Origin of the sequence: Flagellimonas amoyensis (assembly GCF_003058265.1) — a bacterium.
GTDB classification, from domain to species: domain Bacteria; phylum Bacteroidota; class Bacteroidia; order Flavobacteriales; family Flavobacteriaceae; genus Flagellimonas; species Flagellimonas amoyensis.
On the sequence record NZ_QBUK01000006.1, the window covers coordinates 64301 to 83408 of the forward strand.

The following is a 19108-nucleotide window of genomic DNA, read 5'->3' on the forward strand; positions in this document are numbered from 1 at the left end:
GTTGCAAGTATGGGGCTGTGCACCATGAAGTTACTCCAAATTTTTGAATAATTGGATATCGTTGGCATCTGTAAGGTCGGGAATGTGTTCCAAACGCGGAATACAGAGCACACTTTGTGGGTTATCCGTCACCAAATTACCAACAGCCTTGGGCAGTTCCTTCTCGTCCCGGACCGGATCTAGGGGACAATTCTGTAAATAAGGATAAATGTCCTCACCATAAAAACTGAAGATGTTCATGCTCACACGAAGTTCCCCTGTTTCGTCAATATAGTTGGGCATATCCTGTAGGGCAGGTTTTTCAACGATTTTCTTGAGGAAACCATCTTCGGAAATATCCATGACCGCAAATTTGGAGATACGCTCGTCCGTAAACTCAAATCCGGAACTGGCATAGCTGATGAGGGCATTGGCCGCTTTTCTTTCGCTCCGTAAATCCTTGAGGGCCCCTACAGAATACAGGTTGTCTCCGTTACAGACCGTAAAAGTGGATGTTTTGAGCACCGGATATTGATCCAAACATTGCTGAAGGGCATCTGCAGTTCCCAAGGGCTTTTCCCTATCGCCCGGCACCTGCTGGATGGCCATGAATACCTGCAAACCAGAAGGAAGACCTCCATGATCCACCAGATTTTGGAAAGCCTCATTCCCTGGACTAGTGATCAAATAGAGGTTTTCATAACCAGCTTCCATGGCATTCCTGACCAGATAAAACAAAAAAGGCTTCCCTCTATTCCCCACGGGAATGAGGCTTTTATGGGGAATGTGGTCCATCACACCCTTGTTTTCCCGATCTGATGACAGACTTCTTTTCATTCGGGACGAAGCCCCTCCCACCATGATCACCAAACTATTGTTTTCCATATTCACTATGCTGTTATTTCAACTTCATACACTGCTTTGGCGCCGGCATCCAAAAAAGCTTGTCGCACGGCTTCCTTGACTTCCCCAGTGACCATGGCCACCATGCAGCCACCTCCACCCGAACCTATGGTTTTTGCACCGATGGCCCCTGCCCCAATGGCAGCCTCCATCATCCGTACCATTTCTACAGGGGTATTCTGAATCTGCTCCTCAAGGATTTTTTGGTGCCTGTTCATCAAATCCCCTAATTTTCGAAGGTTGGGCAGTTCCTTTTGCAACTCCTTCTTGGCCGCAAGGGTAATCTGATAATTATGGATGGCCGCATACCAATGATCTCGAAATTCGTGGGGCACCGATTCCAAATATTTTTCATAGTCGTCCAACACAGACTCCTTCAAAACAAATTCGGGATGGTTCCTTTTCACGGCATCGACAGCGTTTTGTGCGAAGACACGGGCATTCTTGAGCACTTCGAGGGTCTTTTTGGCCAGACCGGATTCGGCCACCAACAATTGCCCCATGTCCCCTACCAAGCGTTCACTTTTTCCACTTTCGGTATCGATGTAGAGCAACCCACGTTGCGCAATGGTGTATTGGTCCATCAATCCACCCGGGGAATCGAAGAAAACCACTTCGGCTTTATAGGCCCATCTGCCTACTTGAAAATCGCTTGTTTCATCCAATTTACCATTAATGGCCACCAAAAAACGAATCCAGGCCACCAATAAGGCCGAGGAACTGGAAAGGCCTGCGTTTACCGGGATATTTCCTGAGATTTCAACAGTATAACCTTGTTGGTAACGGAAGCCCTCATTCTTTAAAACCGCCATGGCCGAACGGAAAAAATCGCCGGGTTGGACATTTTTCAAGTCATCGTCCAAAAGAATGAATTCCTCCTCCTCCAGATCCAATAGTTTCAGAACAAATTTTTCCTCAGTATTGGGTCGGGCCGTTATGTGGATATAGCGATCTATGGCACCTGCAATTACCGGAAGCCCCAAATAATCTTGATGGTCCCCATAAAAGCAGATACGTGCCGGAACTTGTATTTGAATCATGTGATGGTTAGCTTATAATGTCCAAGGGGTCGGTTTCCTTCCAGTTGCCCCTTGTAAAATCAGGAAAAGGTTGTGGAGCTCCCCCACTGGCCACAGAGCGTTCGCTCAATGGTGAAACGGCACTCCAGAGACATCCTTCGTAGACGTTTTGGTCCAAGGGAAGTCCTTTTTGGAGGCATTCCACGATACGATAGACCATGATCCCGTCCATTCCACCATGCCCGCTGCCTTTGGCCGCTTCGTTCAACCTTTTGTATAAGGGATGGTCGTATTTTTCATATAATTTTTCCAGTTGGTCGCCCTGCACCCAGGAATGGTGGTCCGTGGTCAGCCCCTCAACACCTCCTTCGAGCGCCACCCGGGTCGGAAATCCGGCCAATATACCTTTGGTACCCTGGATTAAGTTCAATCTGGAATAGGGCCTGGGGCTGGTTTCGTCCCATTGCACCATAATGGTCCTTCCCAAGTTCGTTTTGATGATGGAAGTATTCAAATCCCCTCCCTTGAAGTCCAATTGGTTCCATTTATGATCCTTTGGATAGTTCTTTTCTGCATAGAGCCCCCGGCCTCTTGATGGGGTCGAGAAGGAAACCAAACTGCCAAAGGTATCCTCTCCCCTGCCCAAATTCATGTATTGGGCAACGGGACCCAAGCCGTGGGTCGGATATAGGTTCCCATTTCTTTTGGCATAATGAGGGGTGCGCCAAGAACCGGTTCCCCTTTCCTGTTCCTCCATCTGCCAACGCAATTCGTGGATGTAAGCGGCCTCACCATGCAATACTTCACCGATCACCCCCTGCCTGCACATGTTCAGGAACATGAGCTCATCACGACTGTAGTTGACGTTTTCCAACATCATGCAATGTTTTTGGGTACGCTCACTGGTGTCCACAATGTCCCACATTTCTTGGATGGTCAATGCGATGGGCACCTCCACAAAGGCATGGGCACCCTGCTCCATGGCACCGATGGCCATAGGGGCATGGTTCACCCAGTTGGTGGCAATGAAGACCACATCCGGCCGTACCTCCTGCAACATTTTTCGCCATTGGTTCTCATCGCCCCAATATTGCGCTATGTTCTTATGCTTGTTTGGTCCGCCTGCCTCTTTTACCCATTGTGTCTTCTCCTTGACCAAATCTTCATAAAGGTCGCAGATGGCAACGACTTCCGTTCCCTCCAAGGCCGCAAAGAACTTGGCGTGTGTGCCTCCCCTGGCCCCGACCCCTATGAAAGCGGCACGGACCTTAGCCATCTTCGGAGCGGAAAAACCGCCCATATAGGTCGATGAGATCGGTCTTTCAGGGGCTGCCTTTAAATAATTGGGAACAATGGCCACCGCAGCAGCCGTCAAGGACGTTTTTTGAATAAAACTTCTTCTATTGAGGTTTTTCATGGTCCATAAAAAGTGTTGGTTCTAATCGATTCCAAAGTATGAAAAAAATAAAAAGGGAAGCCAGCTTCCCTTTTCAAAAATTGTTCGAATAACCAAAGGTTATTGTAAACTGGCCAAGCTTTTCTCCAAAGTCTCGATCTTGGCCTCGGCATCTGCAGCCTTTTTTCGTTCTATAGCCACGACCTGTTCCGGGGCATTGTTCACAAAGCGTTCGTTGCTCAATTTTCCCTGGACCGATTTTAAAAAGCCTTTGGTATAATTCAGTTCTTCCTTGATTTTTGCAATCTCGGCCTCCACATCAATGGCCCCACTGATGGGAATGAAATACTCGTTGCTCTTTACCCTAAAGGTCAACGCACCATCCAAACTGGCGTCCGTCACCTCTAAATTCGATAGGTTGGCCAACTTCCGAATAATGGCATCCATTTGGTTGTCCACGCCTTCTGCATTCATCATAAAAAGTTCCAATGCGTCTTTTTGGGGAATGCTTTTTTCCTTTCGGATGGTCCTGATACCTGAGATGACCTCCGCAGCAAAATCAAAACCGTTGATCAATGCCGTATCCACTTTGCCGGGTTTTGGCCATTGGGACACGATCAATGCTTCCTCCGGGGTTCGTTCCTTAATATGTTGCCAGACTTCTTCGGTCAAAAATGGCATGAACGGGTGCAGCAATTTCAAATTTTCTTCGAATAACTGGGTGACCGCGTCAAATGTCACGCTATCGATGGGCTTCTGATAGTCCGGTTTCACAATTTCCAACAACCAGGAACAGAAATCGTCCCAGACCAATTTATAGATGGCCATCAAGGCATCTGAAATACGGTATTTGGAAAAATGGTCCTCTATTTCCACCAAGGTCTGATCAAACTTGGCCCTGTACCAATCAATTCCCACTTTGGCCGCTTCGGGCTGTGGAATATCGGCGACCTCCCATCCCCTTACCAACCGGAAAGCGTTCCAAATCTTATTGGCAAAGTTGGAACCTTGTTGGCAAAGTGCCTCATCGAACAAGAGATCGTTACCTGCGGCAGAACTCAACAGCAGTCCCACACGAACACCATCGGCCCCAAAATCTTCGATCAATTTCAGTGCGTCGGGTGAATTCCCCAACGATTTGGACATTTTCCGACGCTGTTTGTCACGGACCAATCCGGTCAGATATACATTTTCAAAAGGTCTTTTTCCACGGTACTCATATCCGGCCATGATCATACGGGCCACCCAAAAAAACAGGATATCCGGTCCAGTGACCAGATCATTGGTCGGGTAATAATAATCCACCTCTTCATTGTCCGGCTCCAAAATACCGCCAAACACGCTGATGGGCCATAACCAGGATGAAAACCAGGTATCCAAAACGTCCGGGTCTTGTGTCAAGTCCGAAGTCTGAAGTCCGAAGTCCGAAGTTTTTTCCTGTGCCAATTTCAGTGCTTCTTCGGGGGTTTCCGCTACCACAAAATCATCCTTTCCATCTCCATAATAGTAGGCCGGAATCTGCTGTCCCCACCACAACTGGCGCGAAATGTTCCAATCACGTATGTTTTCCATCCAATGGCGATAGGTGTTGTCAAATTTGGATGGATATAGTTTAATGTCGTTCGTTTCCAAAACCCCTTCGAGAGCCGGTTTGGCCAATTCTTGCATTTTCAGGAACCATTGGTCGGACAATCGGGGTTCAATGACCGCTTTGGTCCGTTCCGAAGTGCCCACTTTGTTCAAGTGCTGCTCCACTTTGACCAAATAGCCTTTTTCCTCCAGCTCCTTCGCAATTTCCTTGCGCACCAAAAAACGGTCCTTTCCTTCGTAGTGAAGTCCAAAGGAGTTGAGGCTCGCATCTTCATTAAAGATATCGATGACCTCCAAATTGTGCTTGTCCCCAAGGTTTTTGTCATTTTCATCGTGGGCAGGGGTCACTTTTAAGCAGCCTGTCCCGAATTCCACATCCACATAGTCGTCCTCAATGATAGGTATCACACGACCGCAGATGGGCACAATGGCCTTTTTGCCGCGGAGGTGATGGTACCTTTCGTCGTTGGGATTGATGCAGATTGCAGTATCTCCCAAAATGGTCTCTGGACGGGTGGTGGCAATGGTCACTTTTTCGTCTGAACCTTCTATGGCGTAGGCCAAATAATACAGATTCCCTTGTCTTTCTTCATAAATGACCTCTTCATCGGACAAGGTGGTCTTGGCCTCAGGGTCCCAATTTACCATTCGAAACCCCCTGTAAACCAATCCTTTATTGTAAAGATCCACAAAAACTTTGATCACCGAAGCTGACATATCGTCATCCATGGTAAACTTGGTTCGGTCCCAATCGCAGGAGCAACCCAGTTTTTTCAACTGCTGAAGAATAACACCGCCATACTCGTTCGTCCAGTCCCAGGCGTGTTTCAGGAACTCTTCCCGGGATAGGTTGGCCTTGTTGATGCCCTGATCCTTCAGTTTGGCGACCACTTTGGCCTCCGTGGCAATGGAAGCGTGGTCCATTCCCGGTACCCAACAGGCATTTTTGCCCAAAAGCCTTGCCCTTCGTATCAAAACATCTTGGATGGTATTGTTGAGCATGTGCCCCATATGCAGTACCCCGGTGACGTTTGGCGGGGGTATTACAATGGTATAGGGCTTTCTTTCATCGGGTTTCGAGCTAAAATAGCCATGTTCCGTCCAGTACGCATACCAGTGTCCTTCAACCCTTTGGGGTTCATATTTTGATGGAATCTCCATTTTTCGGTACAGTTTTTGTTTAATGGGTATGGATTGGTTTTTTTGAAGGGAAACACAATGTTAATTTAATGCAATTCTTCCGATAGAAGCCAATCCAGAAATACGAAACAAAAATAAGTAACGTTATTAGATAACAAAAGAATTTTGGATGCAGGTGGCAAAACATCTACATTTGGAGTTCACCCAAAAACCAAAAATGATGAAAAAAACTGTACTCATGCTGTTTGTAGGGCTTCTATCTCTAGGGATATATGCCCAGGAAACTGCTAAGATTGAATTTAAGAGCGAGACCATTGATTACGGTGAAATTGAAAAGGGCAGCGATGGTGTCCGGGTATTTGAATTTACCAATACCGGAAGTTCGCCCTTGGTGATCAGCAGCGTAAAATCAAGCTGTGGTTGCACCATCCCGAAAAAGCCAGAAGAACCCATCATGCCCGGAAAAACTGGCAAGATAGAGGTGAAATATGACACCAACAGGGTAGGACCCATTAGAAAGGCCATCACGGTGACCTCCAATGCGGACACTCCCACTAAGGTTCTAAAAATAAAAGGGAACGTAAACGGCCCAGGAGCTAAGTAAGTAAAAAGAAAATTATGACCCTATCCCCGAAAAGCGATTGTTTTTCGGGGATTTTTTTTAGTCGTCATCGAAGACTTTTTTGAGCACAAAGGAAAACGTGAGGTCCCTGTTGTACCTTTCTATGTGCACTTTGATGCGCTTGCCTTCTTTCTCGTTCATCATTTTGAGGATATCCTGTAGTTTGTACCGATGTACGCTTTTACCATTGACAGCAAGTATCACATCCCCTTCACGCAGTCCGGCCTCTGCAGCTGGGCTTCCGGCCCTGATACCGGACACCACGATTTCCGGCACCAAACTGAGTCTGGTCTTGTTCTCCAGTAGTATCTGGACATTCCCAAAGGTGGAATCATCGTCCTTGACAATTCCGCCGGGACCGGCAATACTTTCGGCGATGTACCGCAGTCCATTGTGCTGAAGTTGTACGCCGGACAGATTATAGTGGAAAGGTTCCTTAAAATTACCGTTCTTTTTCAGGGTGACCAATCCACGGGTATAATCAAAAACGATGTTGAACCGTTTCAGGATCTCCCCTCCCACACTACCATTGCGGTCGCCCAGATTTTCCAATGCAGCAAAGGATTCCCAGTACGGAAATGCTACTTTGGCTTCCTTGAGTTCAAACCCACCGATTTTGACACCATCAATTTTGCTCCGTTTTCCAAAAATGTCCCCACTGAGCCCCCTGCCCAAATGGTCCTCATAGTTTTTTTCAGGTATATCCAGTCCCTTTTCCGGTTCTTGGAACAGCCAGAGGGCATCACTACTACCTGTATCCACGAGCAGTTTAACTGGAATATTGGCTGTATCTTTCATTAAAACGGTTCCTTGCACATAGGCTTTGTTCTTTTCTATGACTATGGGAAGGGACTGTGTATTCTTTTTCTTTTTGTGTTTGAACATCTGGGGGTTATGGAGTTTTATGGTTTGTGAGCCATAATTCACCTCCATGATGAAATCCTTGAAGAGGTCATACCCCATTATCCCATGGACCGGTATGCCCAAAGAGGTGGAAAAATTGATTTCCCTGTCCAAGACGATGTAAAGATCTTGGGAAAAATTCCGTACATCCCCAAGGCGAAAGATATTGGATTTAGAGCTGAGCGCCTTCATTGGCTCCCCTGTTCCCAGCCCCCTAATGGTGACTTCGGATACGTTGTTGATGGGTATGGAATCGGATTCGGAAAGGTTGAACAGAATAGGTTTGCTGACGCCTGAATCCAGAATAAAGGTAAGCTCGGCCCCATTGATCTCCACGGGGATGATGATAAGGTTGTTGATGAGCTCAAACCTGATTTTTTCGAACTTCTGCCCTTTGGGCAAGAAATACCCCTGCGCCAAAACCAGCAAGGGCGCCATCGCAAAAAGCACAAAAAAAGCAAGTTTTCTTCCCAACATTCTTAATTCTAGTAGGTTGTACATATTAAATATACAAAATAAGACGAATCGTTCACCTTATTTTAACATTTTGGCAAACAGATAAATAAACCTGTAATGTGTTGTTTTCAAGTGTTGGTTTTCCCATTTTTGCCAAAAATTTAGCACATGCCGAGTATCTCCGAAAAAGGAAGGCAAATGCCTGCCTCCCCGATCCGAAAATTGGTCCCCTATGCCGAAGCCGCAAAGAAGAGAGGGACCCACGTCATCCACCTGAACATTGGCCAGCCGGACATCAAGACCCCGAAAGTGGCCTTGGATGCCGTTAGGAACCACAATATAGAGGTCCTGGCCTATAGCATGACCGAAGGTTCGGAAATCTATCGGGAAAAGATAGCGGCCTATTATGACAAAAAGGACATCCATGTGGCCGCCAAGGACATCATTGTGACCACAGGTGGCTCGGAAGCCATTTCTTTTGCCATGGGAACCATCATGGATACCGAGGATGAGATCATTATCCCGGAACCGTTCTATGCCAACTACAATGGTTTTGCCACTGCTGCCGGCGTGAAGGTGGTACCCATTGCCTCATCCATAGACACCAATTTTGCGCTTCCACCCGTTGCGGAATTTGAAAAGCTGATCACTCCACAGACGAAGGCCATCCTGATCTGCAATCCGGGGAACCCAACAGGATACCTCTATAGTAAGGAAGAAATAGAACAACTGGCCACTTTGGTGAAGAAGCACGACCTTTTCCTTATTGCGGACGAAGTCTATCGCGAGTTCACTTACGAAGGAAGGCAGCATTATTCCATTTTACAGGTCAATGGTCTAGAGGAACATGCCATTGTGGTGGATTCGGTTTCCAAAAGGTACAGCATGTGCGGGGCACGTATCGGATGTATCGTTTCCAAGAACAGGGATGTTATCCAAACTGCAATGAAATTTGCCCAAGCCAGATTGTCCCCTCCCACTTTTGCCCAGATAGCCAGTGAGGCAGCGTTGGAGACCCCTCAGGAATATTTTGACGATGTCATTGAAGAATATGTTTCCCGTAGAAATGTCCTCATTTCAGAACTCCAACAATTGGAGGGCGTAAAAGTGGCCGTGCCGCAGGGTGCTTTTTACTGTGTTGTGGAACTGCCCGTTGTGGATGCCGATGATTTTGCGCAATGGTTACTTGAAAAATTTGAACTGGACGGCAACACGGTCATGGTAGCCCCGGCAGCAGGCTTCTACGCCACTCCCGGATTGGGAAAAAACCAGATCAGGATTGCCTATGTCCTAGAAAAAGAGCAACTTGTAAAGGCCGTCCAGATTTTGGGCAAGGCTTTAAAGGAGTACAACGCCAAGTGACCATACAGGAAAACATATCCCTCAAGAGCTACAATACCTTTGGTATTGATGCAAAGGCGCGCTTTTTTGTGGAAATATCCGGATTGGCCCAACTCCAAAAGGTGCTGGAACTGACGGTTTATCCCAAAAGATTCATCATCAGCGGGGGGAGCAATATGTTGCTCACCAAGGACATTGACGCCCTTGTGATGCACATCGGCCTAAAAGGCATCTCCATCGCCGAAGAAAATGGAGAAACCGTCGAAATCAAGGCCATGGCCGGTGAAAATTGGCACAATCTCGTCATGTGGAGCCTGGAGCGTGGATATGGCGGGTTGGAAAACCTCTCCCTTATCCCTGGCAATGTGGGGACCGCTCCTATCCAAAATATTGGCGCCTATGGCGTGGAGCTGAAAGATGTATTTGTAAGCTGTACCGCAATGGAGGTGAAAACCGGGGAACTGGCCGCTTTCGACAAGGAGGAGTGCGAGTTTGGATACAGGGATTCCATTTTCAAGAACCGGGCCAAGGACAAATACATCATCACATCCGTAAACCTCAGGTTGACCAAAAAGGACCATATGCTGCACACAGGCTATGGCGCCATCGAGGAAGAACTCAAAAGAAATGGTATTGTTTACCCCACCATCAGGGACATTTCCAACGCAGTGATAGCCATTAGGCAAAGTAAATTGCCCGACCCCAAGGAACTGGGGAACAGTGGCAGTTTTTTCAAAAACCCCGTGATCTCGAAAAAAAAGTTCGACAAGTTCATCAAATCACACCCCAAGGCCCCTTTTTATGAATTGGAAGATGACCAGTTCAAAATACCGGCCGGATGGCTCATAGAGCAGAGCGGGTTCAAGGGAAAACGTTTCGGGGATGCCGGGGTACATGAAAAACAGGCGCTGGTACTGGTGAATCATGGAAACGCCACTGGAAAAGAAATCCTGGAACTGGCCGAAAAAATACAAAAAGAGGTTCGCGGAAATTTTGGGATAGACATCCAAGCTGAAGTGAACATCATAAAATAACCCCCGCATTGAAACCAATAACGGGGGTTATACCAAACCAAACTAACCAAAATTATATGTATCGTATAGGGTCTTACCCCTTTTTCTTGCTCAATCGAACGCTGACAAGTAAAGCTTTTTCTACCTTAGCGCTGTAGTATGTACGATATAAATCCTATTTTAGATTTTTTGTCCCAAAAAAAATACCCAAAGCATCGTAAATGAGCACATTGATTGAGAAACACATTGTTTCGCTACTTGCAGAAAAGGATGATAGGGCCATTGCCCTACTCTATGAAAACTATGGGGATACACTTTTTGGGGTGGCCCACAAAGTGGTCAAGGATGATGAACTTGCCCAAGATGTGCTCCAAGAAAGCTTCATCAAAATATGGAAAAAGGCCGACTCTTATGATGCCTCAAAAGCCAAGCTCTTCACTTGGTTGTTCCGCATTACCAGGAACACTGCAATCGACAAATTGCGAAGTGTGAACAATAAAGCGAGCAAGGAAGTCCAAATCGACGTTTCAGACGTATATAATCTTGGAGTGAGTGGCATTAGCCCCGAACATCTGGACGTCCAAGAAAACTTGGACAAGATAGAACCCAAGTACAGAATAGTTTTGGAAGCCCTGTTTTTTGAGGGAATGACGCAACAAGAGGCAAGTGAGGAACTTGACATCCCCTTGGGCACCATCAAATCCAGACTTAAAATTGGACTTAGGGAACTTGGAAAGATATACGGCACAACAATGGCCTTGCTCATCGTTTTAAATCTATTGTCATGAAAGAGAAAGTTAAAATATTTCTAGAATCCGACTCACTGGAAAAATACCTATTGGGACACACCAACAAAGATGAATCCCTACAAGTGGAAAGGTACATCGCCATGTACCCCGAAGTGAGGCAAACCTATGATGAGCTCCAGAAAAATCTGGAAACCTTTGCAAAAATGTATGCAAGGAAAACCCCTGAAGGCCTCAAGGAAATCATTCTGAGCAGCGCTCGCAAGGAGAGAATGGTCAGTAGAAATTTCTTCAGGTATGCCATTGCCGCCAGCGTGGCAATAATGGTCTTTGCAGGAGCATCCCTATTCTTCTGGAACCAGAACAAAACCCTTCAGGAGGAAAATGCATTGGTCACCAATAAGATCAAATATTTGGAGGATGACATGAAAAACCAACTGGAAGACATGAGAAACCAGTTTATCGTCCTCAACAATCCTGATACCAAGAAATATCAGGTCAATGGCAAAAAAGAAGGTAAAGAACTAAAGGCCATCGCCTATATCAACCCTGTAAAAAAACTTTCCTACATCAATATGAGCAATGTTCCCCAGCTACCTGAGAACAAATGCTTCCAGATGTGGGCCGAGGTGAACGGGGAATTGGTGAACTTGGGCGTGATCAAGCAGTTCAATGAAAAGGACAAGCTCCTAGCACTTCCCTATGCCGATAAGGCCATAGGCTACATCACCATTGAGCAGGAAGGTGGAAACACTTCGCCCACCGTGGAGAACATCGTTGCCAACATCACATATTGATAACGCAAAGCATCCCTTTTAGTCAGGTATTTTGTACCTTTGCATAAAAGTTGGATTATGAAGTTAGTACTATTGACCATTGGTTTGTTGGCCCTTGCATTCGCAGGGATTGCCATCAAGATCTGGGGCAAAAAGGACGGAAAGTTCGCTGGCACATGCGCCAGTCAAAGTCCCTTTCTGAACAAAGATGGCGAGGCATGTGGATTTTGCGGAAAAATGCCCGACGAACAGGAATGTAAAAGAGACTCAGTACCCGGATTGCAATAATCCCATCAATATCGTATTTTAGGCAAAAGCCACATTTTTGGAAAAAACCAACGATTCCATCAAAGACATCATCAAGAAGGCAAAGGAAGGAAACCAAATTGCCTTTAGCACACTCTTGGATACCTTTTGGAACGATGTGTACGGATTTCAACTGCTCCGTACCAAAAATGAAAACGATGCGGAGGACATCACCATACGCACCTTTTCCCGCGCTTTTGACAAAATAGACACTTACGATGACGCCTTCGAGTTCAAGACCTGGCTCATCGCCATCTCCAAAAACTTGCATGTGGACCTCATCCGAAAGCGAAAAAGAAGCCTTTTGGACGAAATGGAATCCCAAGGGGATGCCGTAAAAAAAGTGCTGGACGAAACCCCCACCGTGGAGGACCGCCTGATCACGGAACAGAACCTTGCCGATTTGCTCCTGGACATCAAAAAATTGAAGCCCCATTACCAAGAGGTCATCAACCTACGCTATTTCAACGAATTGAGCTATGCAGCCATTGCCAAGGAACTCAACGAACCTGTCAACAATGTCAAGGTGAAATTGCTACGCGCCAAAAAACTCCTGGCCGAGATCATCAAAAAAAAGTGAGCCGTTCCAACGACTACATTTTCCTTCCCAGTTTCGTATCTTTGTAAATCAAATTTCTTTGTATGAGCACAAGTGTTGCGGAAAACGTACAGCCACCCAAAGGAAAGCCCAAATGGCTCAGGGTAAAGCTTCCCACGGGAAAAAAATATACCCAGCTCAGGGGGCTTGTGGACAAGTACAACCTCCACACCATATGCACCTCTGGAAGTTGCCCCAACATGGGCGAATGCTGGGGAGAGGGCACGGCCACCTTTATGATCCTGGGCAATGTCTGTACCCGTTCCTGCGGATTCTGTGGGGTGAAGACCGGAAGACCGGAAAGCGTGGATTGGGCAGAACCCGAAAAAGTGGCAAGGTCCATCAAGATCATGAACATCAAACATGCCGTGCTGACCTCTGTGGACAGGGACGACCTCAAAGATATGGGATCCATCATCTGGGCAGAGACCGTCAAAGCGGTACGAAGGATGAACCCCGAAACTACACTGGAAACATTGATTCCTGATTTTCAGGGAATTGAATCCCATTTGGACCGAATCCTTGAAGTGGCCCCTGAGGTGATTTCCCACAATATGGAAACCGTGAAGCGACTTACCCGTGAAGTACGCATACAGGCCAAATACGAAAGAAGTCTCGAGGTCCTGAACTATTTGAAAAAGAACGGTGCCAACCGTACCAAATCAGGTATCATGTTAGGACTGGGCGAAGAAGAGCACGAGGTCATCACCACGATGGAAGACCTAAGAAGAGCGGATGTGGACGTGGTCACCATTGGCCAATATCTACAACCCTCCAAAAAACACTTGCCGGTAAAGCAGTTCATCCTGCCCGAACAATTCAAAAAATATGAGGAAATTGGACTGGAAATGGGCTTCAGGCATGTGGAGAGCGGGGCATTGGTCCGTTCCTCCTACAAAGCGCACAAGCACATTCACTAGCCGTTAACCTTCCCCTATCCCATCATGAAAGTTATCAAAATAGGCATCAACGGTTTTGGGCGTATTGGCAGGACCCTTTTTAGGCTTCTGGAAAAACATCCGAACATCCAAGTGGTGGCCATTAACGACCTAGCCGATGCCACGACCCTGGCCCATTTGCTGAAATATGACAGCATACACGGCACCTTCGATGCGGATGTCCGTGCGGAGGGCAGTTCCATCATTGTAAATGGCCGACAGATTCAGGTATTGAACCAAAACCACCCCAAAGAAATAGACTGGAAGAGCCATGGAGTGGACCTTGTGGTGGAGGCCACGGGAAAATTCAAGAAGAGGGAACAATTACAACATCACTTGACCAATGGGGCCAGAAAAGTGATTCTTTCCGTGCCGCCAGAGGACGAATCCATCAAAATGGTAGTGTTAGGGGTAAATGAAGGGCAAATCGAGGCGGATGACCAGATCATCTCCAATGCTTCATGCACCACCAACAACGCGGCTCCCATGATCAAGGTGATCAACGAACTCTGCGGAGTGGAACAGGCGTATATCACCACGATACACTCCTTTACCTCGGACCAAAACCTGCACGATGCGCCGCACCGGGACCTCAGAAGGGCCAGAGCGGCCTCGCAGTCCATTATCCCCACCACAACTGGGGCAGCAAAGGCACTCACGGGTATTTTCCCCGAACTCTCCAATGTGATCGGGGGCTGTGGCATACGGGTACCGGTGCCCAACGGATCGCTTACCGATATCACTTTCAATGTGAAAAGGGAAACATCCATTGCCGAAATAAACGCTACCTTTAAGAAATATGCGAAAAACGAGCTGAAGAACATCCTTCATTACACAGAAGATCCCATTGTTTCTATTGACATAAACAATAGTTCTCATTCTTGTACGTTTGATTCTTTGATGACCTCCGTGATCGGCAAAATGGTGAAGATCATTGGGTGGTATGACAATGAAACTGGATATTGCTCCAGAATTATCGATTTAATAGCTTTGCTTATAAAGAAAGACTACGTTTGACCTCAGGCTTGCCACACAACTGGATGGGCGTAAAAACGCTCCTTATCTTGTGCATTATGATATGCACACAAGCTTCTTTTGGTCAAAACGATTCCAGCTCCACCAGTAAAATCCAGTCCATCTTTGATGACTTTATGGACTACAGGCACCAGAACAAGGTGGACAAAGCACTACAAACCCTTGATGAGGCTGCCAACATTGCGGAAAGCAACGAGGACGCCAAATTGTTGCTCGACATCTATCACCAATATGCGCGACTGTTCCTTGAGGAAGGCGATAGGGAAACCGCACTTTTCTATTGGGACAGGGCCAACATTCTTCTTCGGGACATTTCCTATTCCTTCGGACAAGCCTTCCACCTCTATTTGGAAGCGGCACTCCGCTTTGATGAGGGGAACAATTTCCAATCCCTGAAATTATTGGAGGAATCCAGAAAGCTCAGCAACAACAGGAACCTTGGCAACAACATCCTTCTTTTGGAGGCTTACATCTACACCAACATCACCAATTACGAGAATGCCATCAAAAACCTGAACGCGCTGATCGTGAACTCAGATGACAAGGAGCGGGCCTACCTCGCCACCAAGGCCAACCTGCAGTTATCCAAGATCAGTGTCACCCTCAATGATCTGGACGAAGGCATCATTCACTCCAAGGCCACCTTGGAACTGGCCGAAAAGTACGGGTTTGCCAAAGAGGTGAAAAACGCCTACGAACAGCTGTCCAGCATCTATGAAAAAACGGGGCGTTATGATGAATCGCTCTTCTATACCAAGAAACTGGAACGCATCAAGGATTCTATCTTCAACATAGAAAAGGCCAAGCTGGACCTTGTGACCGCAGACAAGATCCGTTTTGAGCACCAAATGACCGAACTGAACAAGTTGCAGGCCAAAAATGAGGAACTGAGCGAATCCAAGAACCGATCGGAGATCACCGCTATTTTGACATCGGCGTTCTTGACCATTATCTCCCTATTGGCCGTGTCCCTTTTCAGGAACAACCAGATCAAATTGAAGACGAACGATCTTCTGTACACCAAGAACAAGGAACTGGAGCTGGCCAGGGATGCCGCCGTTTCTGCCATGGAGGCCAAAACGAATTTCTTGTCCACTGTGACCCACGAGCTCCGAACACCGCTCTACGCCGTGACCGGGCTCACCCACTTGCTCTTGGAGGAAAACCCTTCGGAGCATCAAAAAGAACATTTGAAATCGCTCAAATTCTCTGGGGAATACCTATTGAACTTCATCAACGACATCCTTCAGATCAACAAAATAGATGCGGACAAGTTGGAGCCGTTGAGCATTGAGTTCAAATTGAACAAAGTACTCACGGATGTTGTGGATTCCCTCCAACAGAATGCCAACGAGAACAAGACCAAGTTGATTCTTGATTACGATCCCAGTATACCCCATCAGCTTCTTGGCGATCCCATCAAACTTTCACAAATATTCATGAACCTCGTGGGCAACGCCCTTAAGTTCGCCAAAAACGGAAAGGTCGAAGTGATAGCCAAACTGCTCAGAAAAGAAGAGGACCAAGTGAAACTCTATTTTGAGGTAAGGGACAATGGCATTGGAATCTCCGATGAACAACAGAAACACATTTTTGACAGTTTTGAACAGGGCTCCATCCAGATCAATCGGGAATATGGGGGCACGGGCCTTGGCCTCACCATCGTAAAGAGTCTTTTGGGCCTATTTGGCAGCACCATCCACCTAGAAAGTGAACTGGGACATGGCAGCTCCTTCTTCTTTGAGATGGACCTAAAATGTGACAGCAAGGCCTTGGACGATCTGTCCTTTGAACTGAATCCCGAAGAATTTGATTTCAGCGGGCTACATGTTTTGGTCGTTGAGGATAACAAGATCAACCAGGTCATCACCAAAAAGATGCTCAACAAAAAGGAGATCAGCTGCGATATTGCCAACAATGGGAACGAGGCCATCGATTTGGCCAAGACCAATACCTACGATGCCATTTTGATGGACATCCATATGCCCGGCATAAGTGGTGAGGAAGCGACCCGACAGATCCGAAAGTTCAATCAGGATATTCCCATCATAGCGCTTACGGCCATTTCTTTGGATGATAGTTTGGAAAGTTTCTATCAGGCTGGCTGCAACGACGTGGTGACCAAACCCTTCAAGCCAGAGGTATTCTACCAAAAAATTGGGGAGAATATCTTCAAGAGCAAGATCCAAGGCTCCATTGGTTCCATCTAGACCACTTTTTTAATCATCTTTTCCAGCGTGGCCGCATCCGCAGCATCAAAGCGGTGGGCTATCTGTATATAAAAAAGATGTTCCAACCGGCCTTCCAATCGCACGAAATCCTTTTCCGTGGTCAACACCACTTCATGGTCTTTGAACTGTTCAATTTCCTTATCCGTAAAATGATGGTGATCGCCATACTCAAAATGTTCAAATTGGATGCCCAAATTGGTCAAATGCTCCACCAAAGGTCCTGGAGAGGCAATTCCGGTCACCAAGGCAACCTGTTTCCCCTTCAGTTGCGACAGTTCCATTTTTTGTTGACCTCCATCGGTCACCTCGTTATGATATTCCAAAGTGGCAAAGAGCACTTGCTGTTCGGCACTGGCCCTCAACCTTCGCGTTATTTGCTCCCGTTCGGTACTGGATAGCGTTGCGGGACACTTGGTCACAATGATGACATCCGCCCTTCGAGCTTCCTTTTTGGCATCCCTCAAATCGCCCGTGGGCAAATACCAATCATCCACAAAGAGGGCACTGTGCATGGTAAGAAGGATGGAAAACGCAGGTTTCACCCGCCTGTGCTGAAAGGCATCGTCCAAAATGATCACTTCAGGTTTTACGAACTCTTCCAGTTGGGCAATGCCGTTTCGCCTGTCCGCATCCACGGCGACGGCCACTTCCGGGAACTTCTTTTTTAATTGGTAGGGCTCGTCCCCAAGGTCCAGAACCCCAGTGTGGGGCATGGCCAATACAAATCCTTTGGACTTTCTTTTGTATCCCCTGCTCAGCACGGCCACCCTTCGGCCCTGCAACATCCGGATCAGGTATTCTGTCATCGGGGTCTTGCCTGTGCCACCAACACTTAGGTTGCCCACACAAATGGTGGGCGTTCCATAGGAAACGGAAGTGAATGCCCCCACATCATAGAGTGTATTTCTTAGATGGACCACCAAGGCATAAATCAAGGAAAACGGGAATGCTATTTTACGGAGCAATTGCTGCATTGAACGAAAATATAATATTTTATCTTTAGGCGTTTAAGAATTTTAAAATGACCGTACAGGACATCACAAAAATACTGGAAGAGCTCGCTCCCTTGGCACATGCCGAGGATTTTGACAACGTGGGACTATTAGTAGGAAACCCGAACATGTCCGTGAAGGGCGTTTTGGTGACCTTGGACACGCTTGAAAATGTGGTGGACGAAGCCATCGAGAGGGAACACAACATGATCGTGAGCTTCCACCCCATCATCTTCGGGGGGCTAAAAAAACTTACCGGGAGCACTTATGTGGAACGGGTGGTGATAAAGGCCATTGCCCACAACATAGCCATCTACAGCATGCACACCGCCCTGGACAACAGCATCATGGGGGTGAATGCAAAAATCTGCGAGGTTTTGGACATCAAAAATCCAAAAATCCTTATCCCCAGAAAAGGTGCCATAAAAAAACTGACCACTTATGCCCCTTTGCAAGATGCAGAAAAGGTGAAAGAGGCCCTTTTTGCCGTTGGAGCGGGCGAAATCGGCAAATACAGCAACTGCAGTTATAGTCTGGAAGGTACGGGAAGTTTTAAAGCGGGCAACAATGCGAACCCGGCCGTGGGAAAGATCGGGGAGATCCATTTTGAAAAAGAGACGCAGATCAATGTGATCTACACCTTTGAAAAGGAAAAGAAAATATTGGAGGCCCTTTTTGCGGCCCATCCCTATGAAGAAGTGGCGCACGAAGTGGTCACTTTGGAAAACACCAACCAGGACATGGGCATGGGCATGGTCGGGACTTTGGAAAAAGAAATGGACGAAAGGGCATTTTTACTGTGGGTCAAAGAGCGGATGGGGGCAACTGTGGTGAGGCACTCGCGGCTATTGGAAAAAAAGGTCAGAAAGGTGGCCGTTCTGGGGGGCAGTGGTGCCTTTGCGATAGCTGCGGCCAAGCGTTCCGGGGCCGATGTTTTCATTACCTCGGACATTAAATACCACCAGTTTTTTGAAGCCGAGGACCAAATCGTCATCGCCGATATTGGGCACTTTGAAACTGAGCAGTTTACAAAAGATTTATTGGTTGATCATCTTACAAAAAAAATTCCTAATTTTGCAGTCGCTTTATCAGAGAGTATTACGAATCCCATCAAGTATCTATAA

At 47.0% G+C, this 19108-nt stretch carries 17 protein-coding genes; 11 read left to right on the forward strand and 6 right to left on the reverse strand.

Annotated elements, in window-relative coordinates:
- Positions 1-30 precede the first annotated feature (30 nt).
- The 4 genes from DB398_RS09690 to DB398_RS09705 all read right to left on the reverse strand — a co-directional run bounded on the left by DB398_RS09690 (position 31) and on the right by DB398_RS09705 (position 6048).
- A complete protein-coding gene (locus DB398_RS09690; RefSeq protein WP_234416190.1) occupies positions 31-864 on the reverse strand; it encodes a sugar phosphate nucleotidyltransferase in 834 nt (277 codons plus the stop codon).
- A 5-nt stretch (positions 865-869) separates the two neighbouring features.
- Positions 870-1922 carry a GHMP family kinase ATP-binding protein gene (locus DB398_RS09695; protein WP_108424197.1) on the reverse strand — a complete coding sequence of 351 codons (1053 nt, stop codon included), beginning with the start codon at positions 1920-1922 and terminating at the stop codon, positions 870-872.
- A 7-nt stretch (positions 1923-1929) separates the two neighbouring features.
- Positions 1930-3318 (reverse strand): Gfo/Idh/MocA family protein, encoded by a 1389-nt coding sequence (locus tag DB398_RS09700; protein ID WP_108424198.1) that lies wholly within the window; start codon positions 3316-3318, stop codon positions 1930-1932.
- A gap of 99 nt (positions 3319-3417) precedes the next feature.
- Positions 3418-6048 (reverse strand): valine--tRNA ligase, encoded by a 2631-nt coding sequence (locus DB398_RS09705; RefSeq protein ID WP_108424199.1) that lies wholly within the window; start codon positions 6046-6048, stop codon positions 3418-3420.
- Positions 6049-6244: 196 nt separating this feature from the next.
- Between DB398_RS09705 and DB398_RS09710 the strand changes: the two genes are divergently transcribed.
- Positions 6245-6631 (forward strand): DUF1573 domain-containing protein, encoded by a 387-nt coding sequence (locus DB398_RS09710; RefSeq protein WP_108424388.1) that lies wholly within the window; start codon positions 6245-6247, stop codon positions 6629-6631.
- A gap of 57 nt (positions 6632-6688) precedes the next feature.
- Here the strand turns inward: DB398_RS09710 and DB398_RS09715 are convergent, their stop codons facing one another.
- On the reverse strand, positions 6689-8029 hold the full coding sequence (locus DB398_RS09715; protein WP_108424200.1) for an aspartyl protease family protein: 1341 nt from the start codon (positions 8027-8029) through the stop codon (positions 6689-6691).
- Positions 8030-8176: 147 nt separating this feature from the next.
- On the opposite strand from DB398_RS09715, the gene DB398_RS09720 reads away from it, so the two are divergent.
- The 9 genes from DB398_RS09720 (at position 8177) to DB398_RS09760 (ending at position 16971) form a co-directional block, all read left to right on the forward strand.
- Positions 8177-9370: a pyridoxal phosphate-dependent aminotransferase gene (locus tag DB398_RS09720; protein WP_108424201.1), complete on the forward strand. Its 1194-nt coding sequence runs from the start codon at positions 8177-8179 to the stop codon at positions 9368-9370.
- Positions 9367-10383 (forward strand): UDP-N-acetylmuramate dehydrogenase, encoded by a 1017-nt coding sequence (gene murB / locus DB398_RS09725; RefSeq protein ID WP_108424202.1) that lies wholly within the window; start codon positions 9367-9369, stop codon positions 10381-10383. Before DB398_RS09720 ends, murB begins: the two co-directional genes overlap by 4 nt.
- A gap of 200 nt (positions 10384-10583) precedes the next feature.
- Positions 10584-11150, forward strand: coding sequence for an RNA polymerase sigma factor (locus DB398_RS09730; protein WP_108424203.1), 567 nt, complete (start codon positions 10584-10586; stop codon positions 11148-11150).
- A complete protein-coding gene (locus DB398_RS09735) occupies positions 11147-11905 on the forward strand; it encodes an anti-sigma factor domain-containing protein (protein WP_108424204.1) in 759 nt (252 codons plus the stop codon). The genes DB398_RS09730 and DB398_RS09735 overlap by 4 nt, the downstream gene beginning before the upstream one ends.
- Positions 11906-11962: 57 nt before the next feature.
- Positions 11963-12172 (forward strand): membrane or secreted protein, encoded by a 210-nt coding sequence (locus DB398_RS09740; protein WP_108424205.1) that lies wholly within the window; start codon positions 11963-11965, stop codon positions 12170-12172.
- A gap of 37 nt (positions 12173-12209) precedes the next feature.
- Positions 12210-12770, forward strand: coding sequence for an RNA polymerase sigma factor (locus DB398_RS09745; protein ID WP_108424206.1), 561 nt, complete (start codon positions 12210-12212; stop codon positions 12768-12770).
- A gap of 62 nt (positions 12771-12832) precedes the next feature.
- The gene (gene lipA / locus DB398_RS09750; protein ID WP_108424207.1) at positions 12833-13708 is read left to right on the forward strand and encodes a lipoyl synthase; all 876 of its coding nucleotides are present in this window, start codon (positions 12833-12835) and stop codon (positions 13706-13708) included.
- Positions 13709-13732: 24 nt separating this feature from the next.
- Positions 13733-14743 (forward strand): type I glyceraldehyde-3-phosphate dehydrogenase, encoded by a 1011-nt coding sequence (gap, locus tag DB398_RS09755; RefSeq protein WP_108424208.1) that lies wholly within the window; start codon positions 13733-13735, stop codon positions 14741-14743.
- Between the two features lie 56 nt (positions 14744-14799).
- A complete protein-coding gene (locus DB398_RS09760) occupies positions 14800-16971 on the forward strand; it encodes a response regulator (protein WP_234416192.1) in 2172 nt (723 codons plus the stop codon).
- Here DB398_RS09760 and lpxK read toward each other — a convergent pair.
- Positions 16968-17966 carry a tetraacyldisaccharide 4'-kinase gene (gene lpxK / locus DB398_RS09765; protein ID WP_108424209.1) on the reverse strand — a complete coding sequence of 333 codons (999 nt, stop codon included), beginning with the start codon at positions 17964-17966 and terminating at the stop codon, positions 16968-16970. The genes DB398_RS09760 and lpxK overlap by 4 nt on opposite strands.
- A 47-nt stretch (positions 17967-18013) precedes the next feature.
- Here lpxK and DB398_RS09770 point away from each other — a divergent pair, with 47 nt between their 5' ends.
- Positions 18014-19108 carry a Nif3-like dinuclear metal center hexameric protein gene (locus DB398_RS09770; RefSeq protein ID WP_108424210.1) on the forward strand — a complete coding sequence of 365 codons (1095 nt, stop codon included), beginning with the start codon at positions 18014-18016 and terminating at the stop codon, positions 19106-19108.

Coding starts and splice junctions, on each gene's coding strand:
- DB398_RS09690 (WP_234416190.1), bottom strand. CDS start 864: ATGGAAAACAATAGTTTGGTGATCATGGTGGGAGGGGCTTCGTCCCGA.
- DB398_RS09695 (WP_108424197.1), bottom strand. CDS start 1,922: ATGATTCAAATACAAGTTCCGGCACGTATCTGCTTTTATGGGGACCAT.
- DB398_RS09700 (WP_108424198.1), bottom strand. CDS start 3,318: ATGAAAAACCTCAATAGAAGAAGTTTTATTCAAAAAACGTCCTTGACG.
- DB398_RS09705 (WP_108424199.1), bottom strand. CDS start 6,048: ATGGAGATTCCATCAAAATATGAACCCCAAAGGGTTGAAGGACACTGG.
- DB398_RS09710 (WP_108424388.1), top strand. CDS start 6,245: ATGATGAAAAAAACTGTACTCATGCTGTTTGTAGGGCTTCTATCTCTA.
- DB398_RS09715 (WP_108424200.1), bottom strand. CDS start 8,029: ATGTTGGGAAGAAAACTTGCTTTTTTTGTGCTTTTTGCGATGGCGCCC.
- DB398_RS09720 (WP_108424201.1), top strand. CDS start 8,177: ATGCCGAGTATCTCCGAAAAAGGAAGGCAAATGCCTGCCTCCCCGATC.
- DB398_RS09730 (WP_108424203.1), top strand. CDS start 10,584: ATGAGCACATTGATTGAGAAACACATTGTTTCGCTACTTGCAGAAAAG.
- DB398_RS09735 (WP_108424204.1), top strand. CDS start 11,147: ATGAAAGAGAAAGTTAAAATATTTCTAGAATCCGACTCACTGGAAAAA.
- DB398_RS09740 (WP_108424205.1), top strand. CDS start 11,963: ATGAAGTTAGTACTATTGACCATTGGTTTGTTGGCCCTTGCATTCGCA.
- lipA (WP_108424207.1), top strand. CDS start 12,833: ATGAGCACAAGTGTTGCGGAAAACGTACAGCCACCCAAAGGAAAGCCC.
- gap (WP_108424208.1), top strand. CDS start 13,733: ATGAAAGTTATCAAAATAGGCATCAACGGTTTTGGGCGTATTGGCAGG.
- DB398_RS09760 (WP_234416192.1), top strand. CDS start 14,800: ATGATATGCACACAAGCTTCTTTTGGTCAAAACGATTCCAGCTCCACC.
- lpxK (WP_108424209.1), bottom strand. CDS start 17,966: ATGCAGCAATTGCTCCGTAAAATAGCATTCCCGTTTTCCTTGATTTAT.
- DB398_RS09770 (WP_108424210.1), top strand. CDS start 18,014: ATGACCGTACAGGACATCACAAAAATACTGGAAGAGCTCGCTCCCTTG.